Annotated in this window: 16 protein-coding genes; 9 read left to right on the forward strand and 7 right to left on the reverse strand. The window is 61.6% G+C overall.

Translation table 11 applies throughout. From position 1 onward, the window contains the following. Window positions 1-152: 152 nt before the first annotated feature. Window positions 153-1,877: an alpha/beta hydrolase gene (locus ABWP50_RS05070; protein WP_353216904.1), complete on the reverse strand. Its 1,725-nt coding sequence runs from the start codon at window positions 1,875-1,877 to the stop codon at window positions 153-155. Between the two features lie 143 nt (window positions 1,878-2,020). Here ABWP50_RS05070 and ettA point away from each other — a divergent pair, with 143 nt between their 5' ends. Beyond that, window positions 2,021-3,700 (forward strand): energy-dependent translational throttle protein EttA, encoded by a 1,680-nt coding sequence (gene ettA, locus ABWP50_RS05075; protein WP_353216905.1) that lies wholly within the window; start codon window positions 2,021-2,023, stop codon window positions 3,698-3,700. A gap of 293 nt (window positions 3,701-3,993) precedes the next feature. On the opposite strand, the gene ABWP50_RS05080 is transcribed toward ettA, so the two are convergent. Both ABWP50_RS05080 and ABWP50_RS05085 read right to left on the reverse strand, forming a co-directional pair. After that, the gene (locus ABWP50_RS05080) at window positions 3,994-4,590 is read right to left on the reverse strand and encodes a pyridoxamine 5'-phosphate oxidase family protein (protein ID WP_353216906.1); all 597 of its coding nucleotides are present in this window, start codon (window positions 4,588-4,590) and stop codon (window positions 3,994-3,996) included. Continuing rightward, the gene (locus ABWP50_RS05085) at window positions 4,587-5,090 is read right to left on the reverse strand and encodes a RidA family protein (RefSeq protein WP_353216907.1); all 504 of its coding nucleotides are present in this window, start codon (window positions 5,088-5,090) and stop codon (window positions 4,587-4,589) included. Before ABWP50_RS05085 ends, ABWP50_RS05080 begins: the two co-directional genes overlap by 4 nt. Window positions 5,091-5,186: 96 nt before the next feature. On the opposite strand from ABWP50_RS05085, the gene ABWP50_RS05090 reads away from it, so the two are divergent. Further along, window positions 5,187-6,461 carry a serine hydrolase domain-containing protein gene (locus ABWP50_RS05090; protein ID WP_353216908.1) on the forward strand — a complete coding sequence of 425 codons (1,275 nt, stop codon included), beginning with the start codon at window positions 5,187-5,189 and terminating at the stop codon, window positions 6,459-6,461. Here ABWP50_RS05090 and ABWP50_RS05095 read toward each other — a convergent pair. From ABWP50_RS05095 to ABWP50_RS05105, 3 genes are all read right to left on the reverse strand, one after another. After that, the gene (locus tag ABWP50_RS05095) at window positions 6,458-7,015 is read right to left on the reverse strand and encodes a hypothetical protein (protein WP_353216909.1); all 558 of its coding nucleotides are present in this window, start codon (window positions 7,013-7,015) and stop codon (window positions 6,458-6,460) included. The two genes, ABWP50_RS05090 and ABWP50_RS05095, sit on opposite strands and share 4 nt — an antisense overlap. A 75-nt stretch (window positions 7,016-7,090) precedes the next feature. Then, entirely contained in the window at window positions 7,091-7,750 is a 660-nt protein-coding gene (locus ABWP50_RS05100) for an HAD family hydrolase (protein WP_353216910.1), read from the reverse strand. After that, window positions 7,747-9,267, reverse strand: a complete 1,521-nt coding sequence (locus ABWP50_RS05105; RefSeq protein WP_353216911.1) for a fumarate hydratase — start codon at window positions 9,265-9,267, stop codon at window positions 7,747-7,749. The genes ABWP50_RS05100 and ABWP50_RS05105 overlap by 4 nt, the downstream gene beginning before the upstream one ends. Before the next feature lie 442 nt (window positions 9,268-9,709). Here ABWP50_RS05105 and ABWP50_RS05110 point away from each other — a divergent pair, with 442 nt between their 5' ends. The 6 genes from ABWP50_RS05110 to ABWP50_RS05135 all read left to right on the forward strand — a co-directional run bounded on the left by ABWP50_RS05110 (window position 9,710) and on the right by ABWP50_RS05135 (window position 15,973). Further along, window positions 9,710-11,677 (forward strand): ribonucleoside-diphosphate reductase subunit alpha, encoded by a 1,968-nt coding sequence (locus tag ABWP50_RS05110; RefSeq protein WP_353216912.1) that lies wholly within the window; start codon window positions 9,710-9,712, stop codon window positions 11,675-11,677. Window positions 11,678-11,846: 169 nt separating this feature from the next. Further along, complete coding sequence (locus ABWP50_RS05115) at window positions 11,847-12,956, forward strand: Gfo/Idh/MocA family protein (RefSeq protein WP_353216913.1); 1,110 nt, start codon at window positions 11,847-11,849, stop codon at window positions 12,954-12,956. Continuing rightward, window positions 12,953-14,284 carry a Gfo/Idh/MocA family protein gene (locus tag ABWP50_RS05120; protein WP_353216914.1) on the forward strand — a complete coding sequence of 444 codons (1,332 nt, stop codon included), beginning with the start codon at window positions 12,953-12,955 and terminating at the stop codon, window positions 14,282-14,284. The genes ABWP50_RS05115 and ABWP50_RS05120 overlap by 4 nt, the downstream gene beginning before the upstream one ends. Window positions 14,285-14,301: 17 nt before the next feature. Continuing rightward, the gene (locus ABWP50_RS05125; protein ID WP_353216915.1) at window positions 14,302-15,354 is read left to right on the forward strand and encodes a ribonucleotide-diphosphate reductase subunit beta; all 1,053 of its coding nucleotides are present in this window, start codon (window positions 14,302-14,304) and stop codon (window positions 15,352-15,354) included. A 62-nt stretch (window positions 15,355-15,416) separates the two neighbouring features. Further along, window positions 15,417-15,674, forward strand: coding sequence for a type II toxin-antitoxin system CcdA family antitoxin (locus ABWP50_RS05130; RefSeq protein ID WP_353216916.1), 258 nt, complete (start codon window positions 15,417-15,419; stop codon window positions 15,672-15,674). After that, window positions 15,674-15,973, forward strand: coding sequence for a CcdB family protein (locus ABWP50_RS05135; protein ID WP_353216917.1), 300 nt, complete (start codon window positions 15,674-15,676; stop codon window positions 15,971-15,973). Before ABWP50_RS05130 ends, ABWP50_RS05135 begins: the two co-directional genes overlap by 1 nt. Before the next feature lie 11 nt (window positions 15,974-15,984). Here ABWP50_RS05135 and ABWP50_RS05140 read toward each other — a convergent pair whose 3' ends face one another. After that, window positions 15,985-16,665: a S24 family peptidase gene (locus ABWP50_RS05140; protein ID WP_353216918.1), complete on the reverse strand. Its 681-nt coding sequence runs from the start codon at window positions 16,663-16,665 to the stop codon at window positions 15,985-15,987. Between the two features lie 78 nt (window positions 16,666-16,743). On the opposite strand from ABWP50_RS05140, the gene ABWP50_RS05145 reads away from it, so the two are divergent. Then, window positions 16,744-17,031 carry a hypothetical protein gene (locus ABWP50_RS05145; RefSeq protein ID WP_353216919.1) on the forward strand — a complete coding sequence of 96 codons (288 nt, stop codon included), beginning with the start codon at window positions 16,744-16,746 and terminating at the stop codon, window positions 17,029-17,031. The last annotated feature ends 156 nt before the right edge of the window (window positions 17,032-17,187 follow it).

Raw genomic sequence — 17,187 nt, forward strand, 5'->3', positions numbered from 1 at the left:
TCCATCGAGGTGGACAAGGATGTTGTCGCTGGCCTCAAGCAGCCGGAACGCCTGATGGTCACCGACAAAGCGGCCTGACCAAGCCAGCCCGACACTGACTTAAAGGCCCGGCTTCCACTGTGGAGGCCGGGCCTTTTTCATAATGTCATGGATCAATAGCGCCAGCTCGTCAGGTCGGCCCCTTTGGGCGCGCTGGTTTCGATGCGCTTCATGATCTTGCCCATGTACATGCTGTTGTAGCGCAAGCGGCTGGTCTTGTTGGGCAGGCTGGGATCGCCATTCCAGCAATGTTCGGCGCGGTCGCCATAGGTGATTTCGCCGGTGAACTTGGGCTCAGCGGTTTTCAGGAAATCCTCGGCCAGATAGACGGCGTTGTTCAGGTAATAATTGTCCATATCGCCGACATAAAGGTTGATCTTGTCCTTGACCTTGGGGCCAAGCGTTTTCCAGTCACGCTTCATGATGTGGACCAGATCATAATTTTCGCGCCAGTGTGCGGCCACCTTGGGATCGATCACGCCAGTGCGCTTGTCGAAAATGCGCTGTGGATAGCCGTCTGGCCCTTGCGGGGAATACACGGCTTCCCAGATATCCCATTGCTGGCCGCTGCGGGATTTGTCGCCCAGCACCAGTTCCAGCCGCTGCTCCTGCTCGACCATGTAATCGACGTGGCCAAGATAATTGCGGTGCGCCGGGCGCGCGACCCGGCCAAATGGGCCTTCGCGCCACATCACGTTCTTGTCTTCATACAGGTTGATGTTGGTGAACTGCCGAAAATCGATGGGGTCGGGGCAGGCGGCAAACACGCCGTTGAATTCATCCGGGTAGAATAGCTGCACCGCCAGCGCCTCCCAGCCGCCGGTGGAGCCGCCGTAGGAAAAACGTGCCCAGCCTTCGCCGATGCCGCGATAGCGTTTCTCCAGATCCGGGATGAATTCGCGCATGATGGCATCGCCGTAGGGGCCAAGATTGGCGGAGTTCACGGCATAGCTGTCGTCATAATAGGGATTGCTGTGATCAATTTCGACGATCAGCATGCGCGGGAAGCCGTCTGACGTCCATTTCTTGTAAAAATCATGCGCTTCCTGCGCTTCGATCCGGTTGTAGCACGGCTCGCTGAAGCGGGGTTCCGGCTTGCAAGGCACGTTCGGATCAGGCGGCGTCGGGCTGAAGCCGCCAAAATCATCCGGAAAATGGCCGTGGTTGACGATCAACGGGTAGCGCGCATTGGGATGCTTATCGAAACCCTTGGGCACCAGCACATGGCCGCGGATGAACACATCCGTGCCCCAGAATTTGGACAGGCGTTCGGATTTGATCTTGAAATGGCGAATAAACTCGCTGTCCTTGGCCTCCGCAATCGGAGGCAGCACCTTGGTCAGCGGGACGGTGACAGTCGCTTTGCTGGCTGGGTCGAAGCGGATTTTCATCGGTTCGGAAATGATATTGCCCGGTTCAGCGCGCCAGTTTTGCCCGGCACCGCGCGCCGCCGGCAGCTTCACCGTGTGGCCGCTGGCCAGCTTGTAGGTCTGATATTTGTGCAGCACCGCCTGCACGATATAATCGCCGGCCGGCACCGCGCTCAGATCTTCGGCCGGATAGCCGAGCACGCCAGTGCCGATGATGGCACTGCCGCCAGGTTTCAGCCCTTCGACGTTGATGCCCAGCACCTGCGGGGCTTCGGCGCCGAGCCGCACCTGAAAGCGCGGCTCCTTGGCGGCATCGGGCGTGATGATCAGGATCAGCCGGCCATCGGTGCTGGCATCAATGCCGCCCGCGACATTGGCGGCCGGCATGGTGATGCGAAAATCGGTGGCGCTGGCCGTGCTGGCCAAGAGGCCCGCCGCCAATGTGATCAACTGCCGTTTGCCGTGCATGCCCGTCTCCCCGATATCAACGCACCAACTAGAGCACAGCGGGCAGGGGTGTTCAACCAGCCGGCGCACGGCTGCGCTGGCATCGTGCGCCGCCTTGGGCTAAGGCCTGCCGGTCTCAATCAATTGCCCAGCGGAGCCGTGTCGTGGCCTATCAATACGCTTATGTGATGAAGGGTCTGTCCAAGACCTATCCCGGCGCCAACAAGCCGTGTTTCAAGGATATCACCCTGTCGTTCCTGCCGGGGGCGAAGATCGCCATCATCGGCCCGAACGGTGCCGGCAAATCCACGCTGATGAAAGTCATCGCCGGCATGGACAAGGAGTATCTGGGCGAGGCCTGGGCCGCTGAAGGCGTGCGGGTAGGCTATCTGCCGCAGGAACCGCACCTGGATCCCAGCAAGGATGTAAAGGGCAATGTGATGGACGGGGTGCGCCCCGTTGCCGATCTGGTGGACCGCTTCAACGCGATCAGCGCCGAAATGGCCGATCCCAAGGACGACACCGATTTCGACAAGCTGCTCGAGGAAATGGGCACGCTGCAGGAAAAAATCGACGCGGTGGACGGCTGGACCCTCGACAACCAGCTGGAAATCGCCATGGACGCGCTGCGCTGCCCGCCCGGCGAGGCCGGCGTTGAAAAACTGTCCGGCGGTGAAAAGCGCCGGGTGGCGCTGTGCGCGCTGCTGCTGGAAAAGCCGGAAATCCTGCTGCTCGATGAGCCGACCAACCATCTGGATGCCGAAAGCGTATCGTGGCTGGAAAACCATCTGAAGGAATATAAGGGGATGGTGATCCTGGTCACCCACGATCGCTACTTTTTGGACAATGTGGTGAAGTGGGTGATGGAATTGGACCGCGGCCGCGCCATTCCGTTTGAAGGCAATTACAGCGATTGGTTGGAAGCCAAGCAGCGGCGGCTGGGCCAGGAAGACCGCGAGGATGCCAGCCGCGAAAAGGCCATCAAGCAGGAGCTGGAGTGGATTCGCGCCAGCCCGAAAGCCCGGCAGACCAAGAGCAAGGCCCGCATCAAGGCCTTTGACGAACTCGTTGAAAAACAGGCCAATCGCCGTCTGGGTGAAGCGCAGATCCTGATCCAGATTCCGGAACGCCTGGGCAACAAGGTGATCGAGGCAATCAATCTCACCAAGAGCTATGGCGATAAACTGCTGTTTGAAAACCTCAGCTTCAGCCTACCTCCCGGCGGCATCGTTGGCATCATCGGCCCCAACGGCGCTGGTAAGACCACGCTGTTTCGCATGATCACCGGCCAGGAAGTGCCGGATAGCGGCGACATCAGCATCGGCGAAACCGTGAAGATGGCCTATGTCGATCAGAGCCGCGATGCGCTGGCCGGCGACAAGAATGTCTGGGAAGAAATTTCTGGCGGCAACGACAAATTCTATTTCGGCAAGAACGAAGTGCTGACCCGCGCCTATGTGGGTGCGTTCAACTTCAAGGGGCCGGACCAGCAGAAAAAGGTCGGCCTGCTGTCAGGCGGTGAACGCAACCGCGTGCACATGGCCAAGATGCTGGTGAAGGGCGGCAATGTGCTGCTGCTCGATGAACCGACCAACGATCTTGATGTGGAAACGCTGCGCGCGCTGGAAGAGGCGCTGGAAAGCTTTGCCGGTTGCGCCGTGGTCATCAGCCACGATCGCTTCTTCCTTGATCGGCTGGCGACGCACATTCTTGCCTTTGAAGGCAACAGCCATGTCGAATGGTTTGAAGGCAATTTCCAGATGTATGAGGAAGACAAGCGCCGCCGCCTTGGCGACGCGGCTGATCGCCCGCATGCGCTGACGTACAAGAAACTGACGCGATAAATGCCGGCGCGCGCCGGATTATGTCCTACGCGGCGCGAATCTGGTAGAACCTTGTTTGCTCTTTCTACTTTTGGCTTCGCTGTTTGCTGCCGTCCCTTGGGCGGTGCGGCCGGGATGTGCGCGGGGCGATCAGAGCCAAAGCGTCAAAAATCGCAGAAACCGTAACTTTCGTAACTTTGTGAACAATCGGTAATGGTGTCTGCAAGTTGGTCCGGTTGCTGCGATTGTCGGGCAGGCATGTTATTGGTTCAGCGCGGGGGCGCAGCGCAAGGACCATTGCCCGCCCCGGCAATTCACGGTGCCAGCCAGGTTCCTGCCCAGCCATCCGCAGCGCGGAACACGGCCCGCCGGTGCCCGGTGTTGGCCAGATGCAGCCATTCGATGGCCGTTGCGTCAATCCACAGCACCGCAAAATTGGGCCGTGCCGGAGCGATTTGCTCGGCCGTGGGTTGCTGGCCTTCGATCCAATCGGGCAGGCCAGACGCTGGCCCGGGCAACACTGCACCCGGCGCAAACTGGGTCAGATAACAGCGGCGCGCAAACAACGTTGATTGGTTCCACAGCGCGTCAACCGGCTCACCGTCAGCCGCCACCCGGCCAGTGCCGCTGATGCGCAGCTGCACATTTTCGCCGGCATGATAGGCCAGCACCGATACCGGCCGGCCATGCAGCTGCGCCGCCTTGGGGCTGCGCGCATCGGTGTGGAAGCGCAAGGTTCCTGCGGCCCGATCAGCCTTGCGCAGCACCATGGTGCGGGCTTGCGGCAGGCCTTCGGCATCGACACTGGCGACCACCGGCGTGTGCATGGGGCTCTTGCGGTCAGCGCCGCCGCGCACCAGCAGGCTCCAGGCGTGGGCAAGGATATCGAGCAAAACTTCGTCCGGGTTCATTTCAATTCCACAATCGCTTCAACTTCGACGGGAATGCCGCGGGGCAGGCTGGCAGCGCCGGCAGCGGTGCGCGGCGCCTTGCCGGCATCGCCGAACGCGGTGACCATCACTTCGGAAAAGCCGTTCATCACAGCAGGATGATCGGTAAAATCCGGCGCGGCATTGACCAGACCCATCACCCGCACCACCCGCTTTACCCGGGACAATTCGCCCAATTCCGCCTTCAGCGTGGCCAGCATGCACAACGCCACGCTGGCGGCGTTGGCCTTGCCCTGCGCCACAGTCATCGTCACGCCCAGAGTGCCGGTGGCCTTGATCGGGCATTCGGTGTGGCCGGCCAGAAACAGCAATTTGCCCACCCGCGCCGCCGGCACATACAGGCCGATGGGGGCATTGGCCGCCGGCAACAGCAATCCGGCCGCGCTGAGCCGCTGTTCCGGTGTGGCAGCCGCCGCCGGCGCGGCGCTTAGCAAAGCAATGAGAATGGCGGGTAAACGCATTGGAGGCTCCTTGCCGAGTGCAACGCCCCGGCCTAGCATCGATGCCATCACAGACCAACCGGGGGAGGGCGGGGCCGTGCGCACCGCCACTATGCCATGACAATATTTACAGACACGCATGTGCACGGCCATGCTCATTATGGCCAGGACAGTGCCGCACACACTGATCCGGTGGCACAGGCATGGATGCAGGGGCACCCGGTGCCGCCGGAGCGGCAAGTGCGCTGGGATGATGGCACAATGTGGCGGTTTCCGCAGTTCCGCTGGGCCTATTCACACATGCGGGAGCTGGTGCCGACAGCCAATATCGCGCGCGGCGGCGCGGCGACCGAACTGCCGCGGGCGGTGCGTGACGATCTGGATGCGCTGCTGCTGACGACACTGGATGGCACGGCCATGACCTGGCGGGAATCGCTGGCTGCAACCTACACCGATGCCATCGTGGTGCTGAAGGACGGGGTCGTCGTTTATGAACGCTGGTTTGGCAGCACCGGGCCGCAGACACAGCATATCCTGTTTTCGGTCACAAAAAGCTTTGTCGGCACGCTGGCCGAAACCCTGATCGATGAGGGCAAGCTGAATCCGGATGCGAAGGCAGCGCTTTATGTTCCTGAGCTGACAGGCTCCGGATTGGGTGATGCCACGGTGCGGCAGATTCTGGACATGCGCACCGGCCTGGCCTTCAGCGAGGATTATGTCGCCGGGCAGACCGGCCTGACCGACATTCAGCGCATGAGCATCGCCGGCGGCTGGGGCCCACGGCCAGCCGATCATGACGGCCCGGACGGCCATCACAATTTCACTGCCAGTCTTGGCAAGAATGCAGCGCACGGCGGCGATTTTGTCTATCGCACCCCCAACACGGGCGCCCTGCAATGGATTATCGAACGGGTGACAGGCCAGAGCCTCGCACATCAGATCGGCGCCCGCTTCTGGTCGCAGCTGGGCATGGAGCAGGATGCCGCAATCGGGGTTGACCGGATGGGCACCGGCTTTGGCGGCGGAGGCCTCATGGCCTCCCTGCGGGATATTGCGCGTTTTGGTGAAATGATGCGGCTGGGCGGCGTGTGCAATGGCCAGATCATCGTGCCGCCGGCCGCAGTGGCGCGCATATTTGCCGGCGGCGACCCGGCGGCATTTGCAGCCACACAATATCCCGGCAATCTGGACGGTAATTATGGCAGCCAATGGTGGCACCGTGCCGGCGGCCAGACAATGGCGCTCGGCATTCACGGCCAGGCCATTTATATTGATCGGGCAGCCGGCATGGTGATTGCCCGGCTGGGCAGCCACCCCGTGGCCACCAACCGCGCCAACATGGCGGTCACGATCCCGGCCTTTGACGCCATTGCGGCCGCGTTGGCTGATTAATCGAGGTTCGTTGCCAGTTCCACTGCGCCCGGTTGCAGCGCTGCGAGTGCTTGCTGGGCCTGCCTGGCCAGCGTCTCGGACGAGATCGACACCGCCCGATTGGCGAAGCCGGACGCTTGGCTGCAAAAAATCTTCCGGTCGATGACGTTGGCAAAGCTTTGGTACAGCCTTGTCATGGCAGCGCTTTGCCGCGCCTCTGCTTCACGGCCGTACAGCTGGCGATAGCGCGCCTGCTCAAGATCATGGGTTTGTGCAAGCAAGCTGCGGTGGGCCTTGAGCATCTGGTTGTAATCGTCTTTCAGCGACACTTCGGGGCACATCAATGCCGCGACATTGAGACCGCTGCGCAAGGCCCAGATAATTTGCGGGCTTGCAGGGGTGGCGCTCTCCGATGGCGCTGCAACAACCGCCTCTGCCGGGAAAACCGGGCGGAGGGCGCTTTGGCCCGAACGCATGCTGCTGTTGGTGCATGCGGCAATTGCCAGGCCAGCCGCAAGGATCACAGCGCCGTTGCGCAATGGGTGGGTGGACGATTTGAAGATCTGGTTCAGCATTTGGGCCTCGCGTTGATGATCAGTTGCTGATTTCAAAAACGCCAGCCCGCGCTGCTATGGTTCAGCGATCGGCGATTATGTGTCGGCCAGCCACGCTGCCACCCTGTGGAGATCGGGAGCGACCGCCAGCACCAGCGCTTGCATGGCTGGCGTGGCCGGCAACAGATCGGGCACCATGATCACGGGCACGCCGGCGGCGTGCGCCGCCATCACACCATTGTGGCTATCCTCAAGGGCAAGCGCGGCGGCCGGCGCGATGCCCAGCCGGGCAGCGCCGGCCAAATAAGGTTCGGGATGCGGCTTGCCGCGCGCGACATCGTCGCAGCCGATGATGGCAGCGAAGCCGTCCAGCAAGCCAACCTGACCAAGATAGGCGCGGGCCAAGGCCTGCTCGCTGCTGGTCACAACGGCTGCGGGTATGCCAGCGGCGTTGATCTGCGCCAGCAGCGCCGCTGCGCCAGGCTTCAGCGGCCGCACCGGGCCCCATTCGTCACGGATACGCTGGCGCACCTGTGCGCGCACCAGATCATAATCTAGCCCGGCGCCAAACCGCGCGTGCATGATCACCCGACTCGCCGGTTCGGGTCGGCCGATCAATTGCGCGTAATCGGCGTTGCCAAATGCGAAGCCGTGATCAGCCATCACGGCAATCATGGCGCCGCGGATCAGCCGTTCGGTATCAAGCAGCAGGCCGTCCATATCGAAGAGGACGGCGGCGGGTTTGGTTACAATCACGCCGTTTGTTTGGCCCGCGCCGCCGCAATACGGTCCCGCCAATCAGCCGGGCCGGTTTTGTGGACACTGGTCCCTTTGGAATCCACTGCAACTGTTACTGGCATGTCCCTCACATCAAACTCATAAATCGCTTCCATGCCCAGATCTTCAAAGGCCAGCACGCGTGCGCCCTTAATGGCCTTGGACACGAGATAGGCAGCCCCGCCCACGGCCATCAGATAGGCGGCCTTGTGCTTGGCAATGGCTTCGATGCCGGTGGGGCCGCGTTCGGCCTTGCCGATCATGGCGATCAGGCCGGTCTGGGCCAGCATCACCTCGGTGAACTTGTCCATGCGGGTCGCGGTTGTCGGGCCGGCCGGGCCAACCACTTCGTCGCGCACCGGATCAACCGGGCCGACATAATAGATCACACGGTTGGTGAAATCGACGGGCAGGGGTTCGCCGCGTGCCAGCATATCGGTCATGCGCTTGTGAGCGGCATCGCGGCCGGTGAGCATCTTGCCGTTCAGCAGCAGCCGGTCGCCGGGCTGCCAGCTCGCCACTTCGGCCGGCGTGAGCGTGTCGAGGTTAACCGGGATCGAGGCCTTGTCCGGCGTCCAGTTGACCTGCGGCCAGTCAGCCAGGTTGGGCGGATCAAGATAGGCCGGGCCATTGCCGGTAAGGGTGAAATGCGCGTGCCGCGTGGCGGCGCAATTGGGGATCATGGCAATCGGTTTGGATGCGGCATGCGTGGGGGCATCAAAAATCTTGACATCGAGCACCGTGGACAGCCCGCCCAAGCCCTGCGCGCCAATCCCGAGATCGTTGACGGCATCATGCAATTCGATCCGCAATTCCTCGATCGGCGATCGCGGGCCGCGCGCTTTCAATTCGGCCATGTCGATGGGGTCCATCAACGATTCCTTGGCCATGATCATCGCCTTTTCGGCCGATCCGCCGATGCCGATGCCCAGCATGCCAGGCGGGCACCAGCCGGCGCCCATCAATGGCACGGTGTTCACAACCCAATCGCGGATGGAATCCGATGGATTGAGCATGGCAAACTTGGCCTTGTTTTCCGACCCGCCGCCTTTGGCCGACACGGTGATATCGAGCGCGTCGCCGGCCACCAGTTCAACGTGCACGACGGCCGGCGTGTTGTCGCGTGTGTTGACCCGTGTGAAGGCCGGATCGTCTACGATTGACGCGCGCAGCCGGTTTTCTGGGTTCAGATAGGCGCGGCGCACACCTTCGTTGATCATTTCCTCAAGTGTTTTCGTGCCTTGCCAACGGATATTCATGCCAACTTTGACGAAGACGATCACGATACCTGTATCCTGGCAGATCGGGCGATGGCCTTCGGCGCACATGCGGCTGTTGGTGAGAATCTGGGCGATGGCGTCGCGGGCCGCCGGCGATTCCTCAAGGGCATAGGCACGGCCGAGCGCGCGGATATAATCCATCGGGTGGAAGTAGCTGATATATTGCAGCGCATCGGCCACGGATTCGATCACATCGTCTTCGCGGATGAGCGTCATGCTTGGTCTGCCTTTGATAACTCACTGGTGCCGCCCGACTGCGACCGCTCGAGCGGTGCAGAATAGGCGGCGATGGCGTGTGCGTCCATATCGGCGGTGCAGGCCGGCTGATCAGTGGTTGCAAAAACGCCGCGCAAGCCGTTGAACTGTCGTCCAAAGCTGGATTGGGGCGGCGATACACCGGGGCGATCCTTGGTTGTTTCAACCCGTTCGGCACGCCGCACACCAATCGTCAAGCAAACTTTCGGCTTGCAACCAATACAAGCTGTGGCACTATCCATTGCGTATCGAAACGCGGTGGGCACTACCCGTTGTGGTTTCGGCCGGAGAACGCACAATTGTCCAAACCGGGCGGCTGTGGATATCGGGGACAAGTGCAGCCAGTGCGATGTTGGCGCGTGACCTTGATTTGTTCTCCTCTTATGGATGAGGCATCGAAGCAATGAGCGAATTTCGCATGAATGATAGCAGCGCCGACGTGACCACCGCAGACCGGCCGGAGGAATTGGCCGAAACTCTGTTTGCTGCGCTGGCGCAGGCGCAGGCTGGGGCCGCGCAAGCTGCCGCGCCGGTAGCGCTCCGCCAAGGCTCCCGTCCGGGCACAAGCGAGATCATGCCGTGGAAGTTCCCGGTCACGCTCGATCGCAGCCGAGACGCGTTGCTGACGGATTTTGGTCGCGACACGCTTGATGATCGCTATTTGCTGCCGGGCGAATCCTATCAGGATTTGTTTGCCCGCGTGGCAGCAGCCTATGCCGATAATGCCGAGCACGCCCAGCGCCTGTACGACTACATCAGCCAATTGTGGTTCATGCCAGCGACGCCGGTGCTGTCCAACGGCGGCACCGGGCGCGGGCTGCCGATCTCCTGTTATCTGAACAGTGTGTCGGACAGTCTGGAAGGGATTGTCAGCACCTGGAACGAGAATGTCTGGCTGGCGTCACGCGGTGGCGGCATCGGCACCTATTGGGGCCGGGTGCGCGGCATTGGCGAACCGGTTGGACTGAACGGCAAGACCAGCGGCATCATCCCGTTCGTGCGCGTGATGGATTCGCTCACCCTGGCGATTTCGCAGGGTTCGTTGCGGCGCGGTTCGGCAGCGGTCTATCTGGACGTGTCGCACCCCGAGATCGAGGAGTTTCTGGAAATTCGCAAGCCGTCGGGCGATTTCAACCGCAAGGCGCTCAATCTGCACCACGGCGTGCTGCTGACCGATGCCTTCATGGTTGCGGTGCGGGACGGCACCAGCTTTGATCTGGTTAGCCCCAAGACCGGTGAAAAGCGGGCCGAGGTGGATGCGCGCGCGCTGTTCACCAAGCTGGTCGAAACCCGGCTGGCCACTGGTGAGCCCTACATCATCTTCATCGACGAAGTGAACCGGACCATGCCGCGCCACCAGCGTGATCTGGGGCTGAAGGTGTCGACGTCCAACCTTTGCTCGGAGATCACCTTGCCCACCGGGCCGGACCATCTGGGCAATGATCGTACTGCCGTGTGCTGCCTGTCGTCGCTGAACCTGGAAACCTGGGATCAATGGAACGGTGACCCGCGCTTCATCGAAGATTGCATGCGGTTCCTTGATAACGTGCTGCAGGATTATATCGATCGCGCCGAACCGGCGATGGCGCGCGCAGCCTATGCGGCCTCGCGGGAGCGGTCGGTCGGGCTGGGCGTGATGGGCCTGCACAGTTTCTACCAGGCGCGCGGGCTGGCATTTGAAGGCGCCTTGGCCAAAAGCTGGAACATCAAGATGTTCAAGCATATCCGCGCCCAGGTCGATCAGGCATCGATGAACCTGGCCGTGGAGCGTGGGCCGTGCCCGGACGCGGCCGACATGGGCGTCATGGAGCGGTTCAGCAGCAAGATGGCAATCGCGCCCACCGCATCGATCAGTATCATTTGCGGCGGCACCTCCGCCTGCATCGAGCCGATTCCGGCCAATGTCTACACGCACAAGACCTTGTCCGGCAGCTTTGTGGTCAAGAATATCTATCTGGAAAAGCTGCTGATCGCCAAAGCCAAGAACAGCGACGCCGTGTGGAACAGCATGCTGGAACGCGGTGGTTCGGTGCAGCATCTGGAGTTCCTAACGCCGGAGGAAAAGGCGACCTACCGCACCGCGTTTGAGATCGATCAGCGCTGGATGATCGAATTGGCGGCGGACCGCACGCCGTATATCGATCAGGCACAGTCGCTGAATCTGTTCATCCCGGCCGATGTCGAAAAATGGGATCTGCTCATGCTCCATTACCGCGCCTGGGAATTGGGCATCAAATCGCTCTATTATCTGCGCTCGATGAGCGTTCAGCGCGCCGGTTTTGCTGGCGGTGTCGAGGCGGACAATACGGCCGCAGCCCCGGTGATCACCGTGGAGCGCCGCGACTATGACGAATGCCTGGCCTGCCAGTGATGGCGGCCGGCGCTAACGACTTGCCCTGCCATACCGCAGGGCAATGCACCGGCCGGGTTGCTGACCGGCCGGAGGGTGAGGGGGCCGTGGCCACAACTTCCACGACTTGTGGCCATGACCCCCTCCCGACTGCCGTGCAGTGGTCTGGCCGTTTCAGGACCATTTGATCATGCGCTGGGCAATTTGGGGGACGGGCGCCATTTCAGCGCGCTTTGTGGCGGGGTTGGCCGATGTGCCAGGCGCGCGCGCCTCGATTGTGGCTTCGCGTGATTCAGCCCGCGCCGAGGCGTTTGCGCGGTCGTGCGGCATCACGGGTCACATCGGCGGCAATGATCTAGCCGCAGTCGCGGCGGCACTGGCGGCGGCGGCTGACGTTGTTTACATCGCCACGCCAACAGGCTTGCACGCCGCCCACGCCGAAGCCTGTCTTGCAGCCGGCTTGCATGTGCTGGTTGAAAAACCGCTGGCCAGCACCGGCGCGGACGCCCAAGCGCTGGCGGACGCGGCGCAGCGTCATGGCAGGTTCCTGATGGAGGCGCTGTGGACGCGCCATCTGCCAGCGACGCGCGCATTGACCGATGCTGTGGCTGGGCTGGGTGAAATTCGGCTGATCACCGGCGGCTTTGCTGCGGTGAACCACATCGATCCGGCGCTGCCGCGCTTTCAGGCCGCTGCCGGCGGCGGTGCGCTGCGGCTTTATGGCGTTTACCCGCTGGCGCTTGGCCAGATGCTGGCGGGGCGCGCTGCGGCCATCAGCGCCGCTGGCCACCGGATCGGTGATCTCGATGCCAGCGCAGCGATGACCGTGCGCTACGCGTCTGGCGCCGTCGGCCAATTTCACTGCTCGCTGGAATGCGGCAGCGACAATGAATTCGTGGTGCATTGCACAGGCGGCCACGCCGCACTGATTGGACCATTGTTTCGGCCCACGGGTGTGCGCGTGGTGCGATCAACAGCGCGCAGTGACATGGAGCAAGGTCGCGCCGGGGTGGCTGCGCGGCTGCGGGCGTCGCCGATCGGCAACCGGCTTGTGCAATGGCGTCAGCATGGTGCTGGTCTGGCAGGACAGCGGCTGGCTGCGCCGTATGCGGGCAATGGCTATGGCGCGCAGGCTGCCGAATTGCAGCGCTGCGTGAACGCCGGCATGCTGGAATCGCCGCTGATGCCGCTTGCAGACAGTATCGAACTGGCACAGTTGATCGACCAAGCGGGCGGCTGCATCGCAAACGCCGGTTTGCCTGGCGCGCAGCGCAGCGTCCCCATGGAATTGACGATATGATCGCGCGGAAAATCGGTGTTGCCATCATCGGCTGCGGCTATGTGTTTGACAAATACATGGCCACGTCAGGTGCTTATGCACAAATGGATATCCGCTGGCTGTGGGATATCGATGCTGACCGGTTGAGCGCGGCGACGCGCTGCTATGATTTGCCTGCGGCAAGCGGGCTTGATGCCGTTCTGGCCGATCCGGCGGTGGAACTGGTGCTCAATCTGACCGCGATTGCGGCGCATGAAGAGGTCACCCGCGCCTGTTTGATGGCCGGCAAGCACGTCTATTGCGAAAAGCCGTTGACACCTGAGCTGGCCGCGTCGGAGGCTTTGTTCGATCTAGCGGCTGAGCGCGGGGTGATGCTCATGGCAGCGCCGTGCAACATGTTTTCCGATAGTGTGCAAACCTTGTGGCGGGCCCTGGCCAGCGGCGCCATCGGCCGGCCACTGCTCACTTATGCCGAGTTTGACGATAATCCCATCTATCTGATGCGCCCCGAAGGCTGGCGCAGCCGATCCGGCGCGCCGTGGCCCTATCTGCACGAATATGAAGCCGGCTGCACCTGGGAGCATGTGGGCTATCATCTGGCGTGGATGTGCGCGGTGTTTGGCCCGGTGCGCAGTGTGACAGCGTTTTCCCGGGTGACGGTGCCGCACAAGACCGATCAGCCGCTGCATCCCGCCGACACGCCGGACTTTTCGGTGGCGGTGCTCGATTTTGAATCGGGCGTTGTCGGCCGCATCACCTGCTCGATCGCCGCGCCGCTGGATCACCGCATGCGGGTGGTCGGCGATGAAGGCGAAATGACGGTCACCAGCTACAACCAATATCGCGCACCGGTGTGGCTGGAGCGGTTTACCACGCTGACATTGAATGCCCGCAAGGCGCTGTCGGTGCGCCGCCATGCCCTGCTCGCGGGGATTTTCGGGGTGGGCGGCAAGCCGCTGGGGCTGTTGCAATTCCCGTGGTCGGTTGCCGTAATGCAGCCAATTGCCAAACGCCGGCCCAGCCTGCCCAAGCGCATCATTGCGGCCATCAAGCGCCGTGAGCTTGGGCTGCAGGACAAGATGCTTGGCCCGGTTTTGATGGCGCGGGCCATTGCCGCAGGCGCACCGGCGCCCTTGCCACCCGCCTTCATTTTGCATTTAAATGAATTGACGTTGGCGATTCAGTCAGCCGGAACCACCGCGGCTTCTTATGTGCCGCGCCACCGATTTGAACCGTTGCAGCCGTTGCCGGGTGCGATCAACCAGCCTGCCGATTGGCGCGCCACGCATGCCCCCGGCCTGCTGGATCGACTGCTCGGTCCCCGGCTGGATGCCATGCACCAACATTGATTTTACTGGAGACGATCATGTCACTTCTCAAAGCATCCAAAAGCTACAAGCCGTTTGAATATCCGTGGGCCTATGATTTCTGGAAGCGCCAGCAGCAGATTCACTGGATGCCTGAAGAAGTGCCGCTCGGCGAAGATTGCCGCGATTGGGCGCAGAAGCTGACCGATCACGAACGCAATCTGCTCACGCAGATTTTCCGCTTCTTCACGCAGGCCGATGTCGAGGTGCAGGATTGCTACCATGACAAATATGGCAGTGTGTTCAAGCCGACCGAAGTCAAGATGATGCTGACGTCGTTTTCGAACATGGAAACCATCCACATCGCAGCGTATAGCCATCTGCTGGATACGATCGGTATGCCCGAAAGCGAGTATAGCGCCTTCCTGAATTACAAGGAAATGCGCGACAAGCATGACTATATGGGTACGTTCGGCGTGAGCAACAACGAAGACATCGCCCGGACGCTGGCGATGTTCGGCGGGTTCACCGAAGGCCTGCAATTGTTCGCCAGCTTTGCCATGCTGATGAACTTCCCGCGCTTCAACAAAATGAAGGGCATGGGGCAAATCGTGTCATGGTCAGTGCGTGATGAATCTCTGCACTGCGAAGGCATCATCAAGCTTTTCCATGCCTTCTGCGCAGAAACCGGCGTTCTCACCAGTCGCATCCGCGATGATATCGCCGATGTCTGCCAGCGCACTGTGCGCTTGGAAGATGCGTTCATCGATCTGGCTTTCGAACAGGGCCCGGTGTCCGGCATGACGCCCAAGGATATCAAGCGCTATGTGCGTTACATCGCCGATTGGCGGCTGACGCAGCTTGGCCTGCAACCGATCTACATGATCGAAGAACACCCGCTGCCGTGGCTGACGCCGCTGCTCAACGGTGTCGAGCACGCCAATTTCTTCGAAGCGCGTTCAACGGAATATTCCAAGGCCGCCACCAAGGGCAATTGGAACGAAGTGTGGGACGCCTTCGATGGCCGCAAGGCCGCCAAGACGGCTGCAACGGCGGAACCGGCCAACACAGACGACCGCCAGGGCGGCCTGCTGGGCATGGCGGCGGAGTAAGCGTTGCCAGAGATCGGCGAATAGACTATCCCTGCGCATTGTTCATGCGCAGGGATTTGTCCATGTCGATTTCTTCAAACCAAGTGCCCGGCGTACGCGACACGCGTCGGCCCACCAACGTTTCGCTTGATCGCGGCCTTGTCGAGCAGGCACGCGAACACGGGATCAATATTTCACAGGCCTGTGAGCGCGGGATTGCCGAACAATTGGCCCGTGTTCGGGCGACAAAGTGGCTGGAAGAGAATCGCGCGGCGCTGGAATCCTCCAATGCTTATGTGGAGGCTCATGGCTTGCCGCTCGCACGCCTCCGTCAATTCTGATGGCTCGATTTGATGTTTACCGGGATGGAAGCGAAACGGGCTTGCTGCTGGATTGCCAGTCCGATTTGCTTGGCCATCTGAACACGCGTTTTGTGGCCCCGCTCCTGTTACAGGAGCACGCTCCCGCGCCAGCAAAACGACTGAACCCCGTCTTTTCGATAAATGACCGTCCTTATGTGATGGTAACGCAATTTGCCGCTGCCATTACAGTTCGGGAATGCGGCAGCGTGATCATGTCGTTGGCGCACGAAGATACGGCGATCATCAATGCGCTCGACATGCTGATCAGCGGCTACTGACCCGCCTGTCCTCACCCCAATTTGCGCCCCACCCACACCACGCGGCCGATCACGGTGATGCTGGCGGGATCGCAATCGGGCCAGCTTGGATAGGCATCATTGTCTGACCGGATGGCGATGCGGCGGGCGGCGGGATTGGGCGACAGGCGTTTGACCAGCAGGCTGTCATCGCTGCGCAGCACATAAATGCCGTCGCGCAGGCGCATGTGATCGTTGGTGTCGACCAGGATTTGATCGCCATGCGCGAGGGTGGGGAACATCGAATCGCCTTCGACACCGATAAGGGCGAGACCTTCGGGCGGGTTGGCGCAAATGTCGCGGATAAAGCCGGCCTGGAAGGCGATGGCGGCGCTGGGGGTTTCGCTGCCGGGCAGCGCGCCGGGGCCGGCCGAGGCGCTGAGCTGATATTGCGGCACCAGCACGTAATCATCGGCCGCGCGGGCAAGGCCCGGCCGCTGAAGGCGGCTGTGGCCAGGCTCCGTTTCGGGACCGCCGAGCAAATGTTCTGCAATGCCAAGATGTTGCGCCAACAGCTGGCGGTCACGCTCAGACAGACGGCGCGGCACGCCGCGCTTGATGAATTGCTGGATATAGCTGGCATTGCGCCCAAGCCGCCGCGACAGCGAGGCATAATCCTCACCGCTCGACGAGATGAGTGCGTCCAGCCTCTGCCGTATGGCGATGCTGTCCATGACCCACGGGCCTCCTCTCCTGGCCCGTTAAGGACCCTATAACAGCTGCTTTTTTCCTAGACTAGTAGGAATTTGCCTATGATAAAGCGTCTTGTCAGCCGAATCGCGAGGGATAGGCCGACAATTATGCCCATTTTGAAGGGAGTTAACGACATGAGCCTTTTGCCTGTCGTGGAGCGCCATTTGCGTCTCCATGCGATCACCCCCTCGCGTTTCGGCCGTCTGGTCGCCGGCGATCCGCGATTCGTATTTGATCTGCGCCGCGGCCGGGAACCCCGCGCCGCCACCTGTGATCGTGTGCTGGCGCATATCGCCCGCACCGCATCAACTAGCCGTGGGGAGGCTTCGCATGCGTCCGCATTGTGATCGTGCACAGGCCGCGATCTTGCGGGCTGTGGTGGCCATCGCGCAGCCGTTTGGAGCGCAGCTGGTGATCGAGGAATTGCGGGCCCGCGATTGGGCCAGCCTGACCTTGACGGGTGCGCGCCACGAGCTGGATGTGCGCCTGGACGGCCCTGGCGC

Source organism: Sandarakinorhabdus sp. (assembly GCF_040398645.1).
Lineage (GTDB): Bacteria > Pseudomonadota > Alphaproteobacteria > Sphingomonadales > Sphingomonadaceae > Sandarakinorhabdus.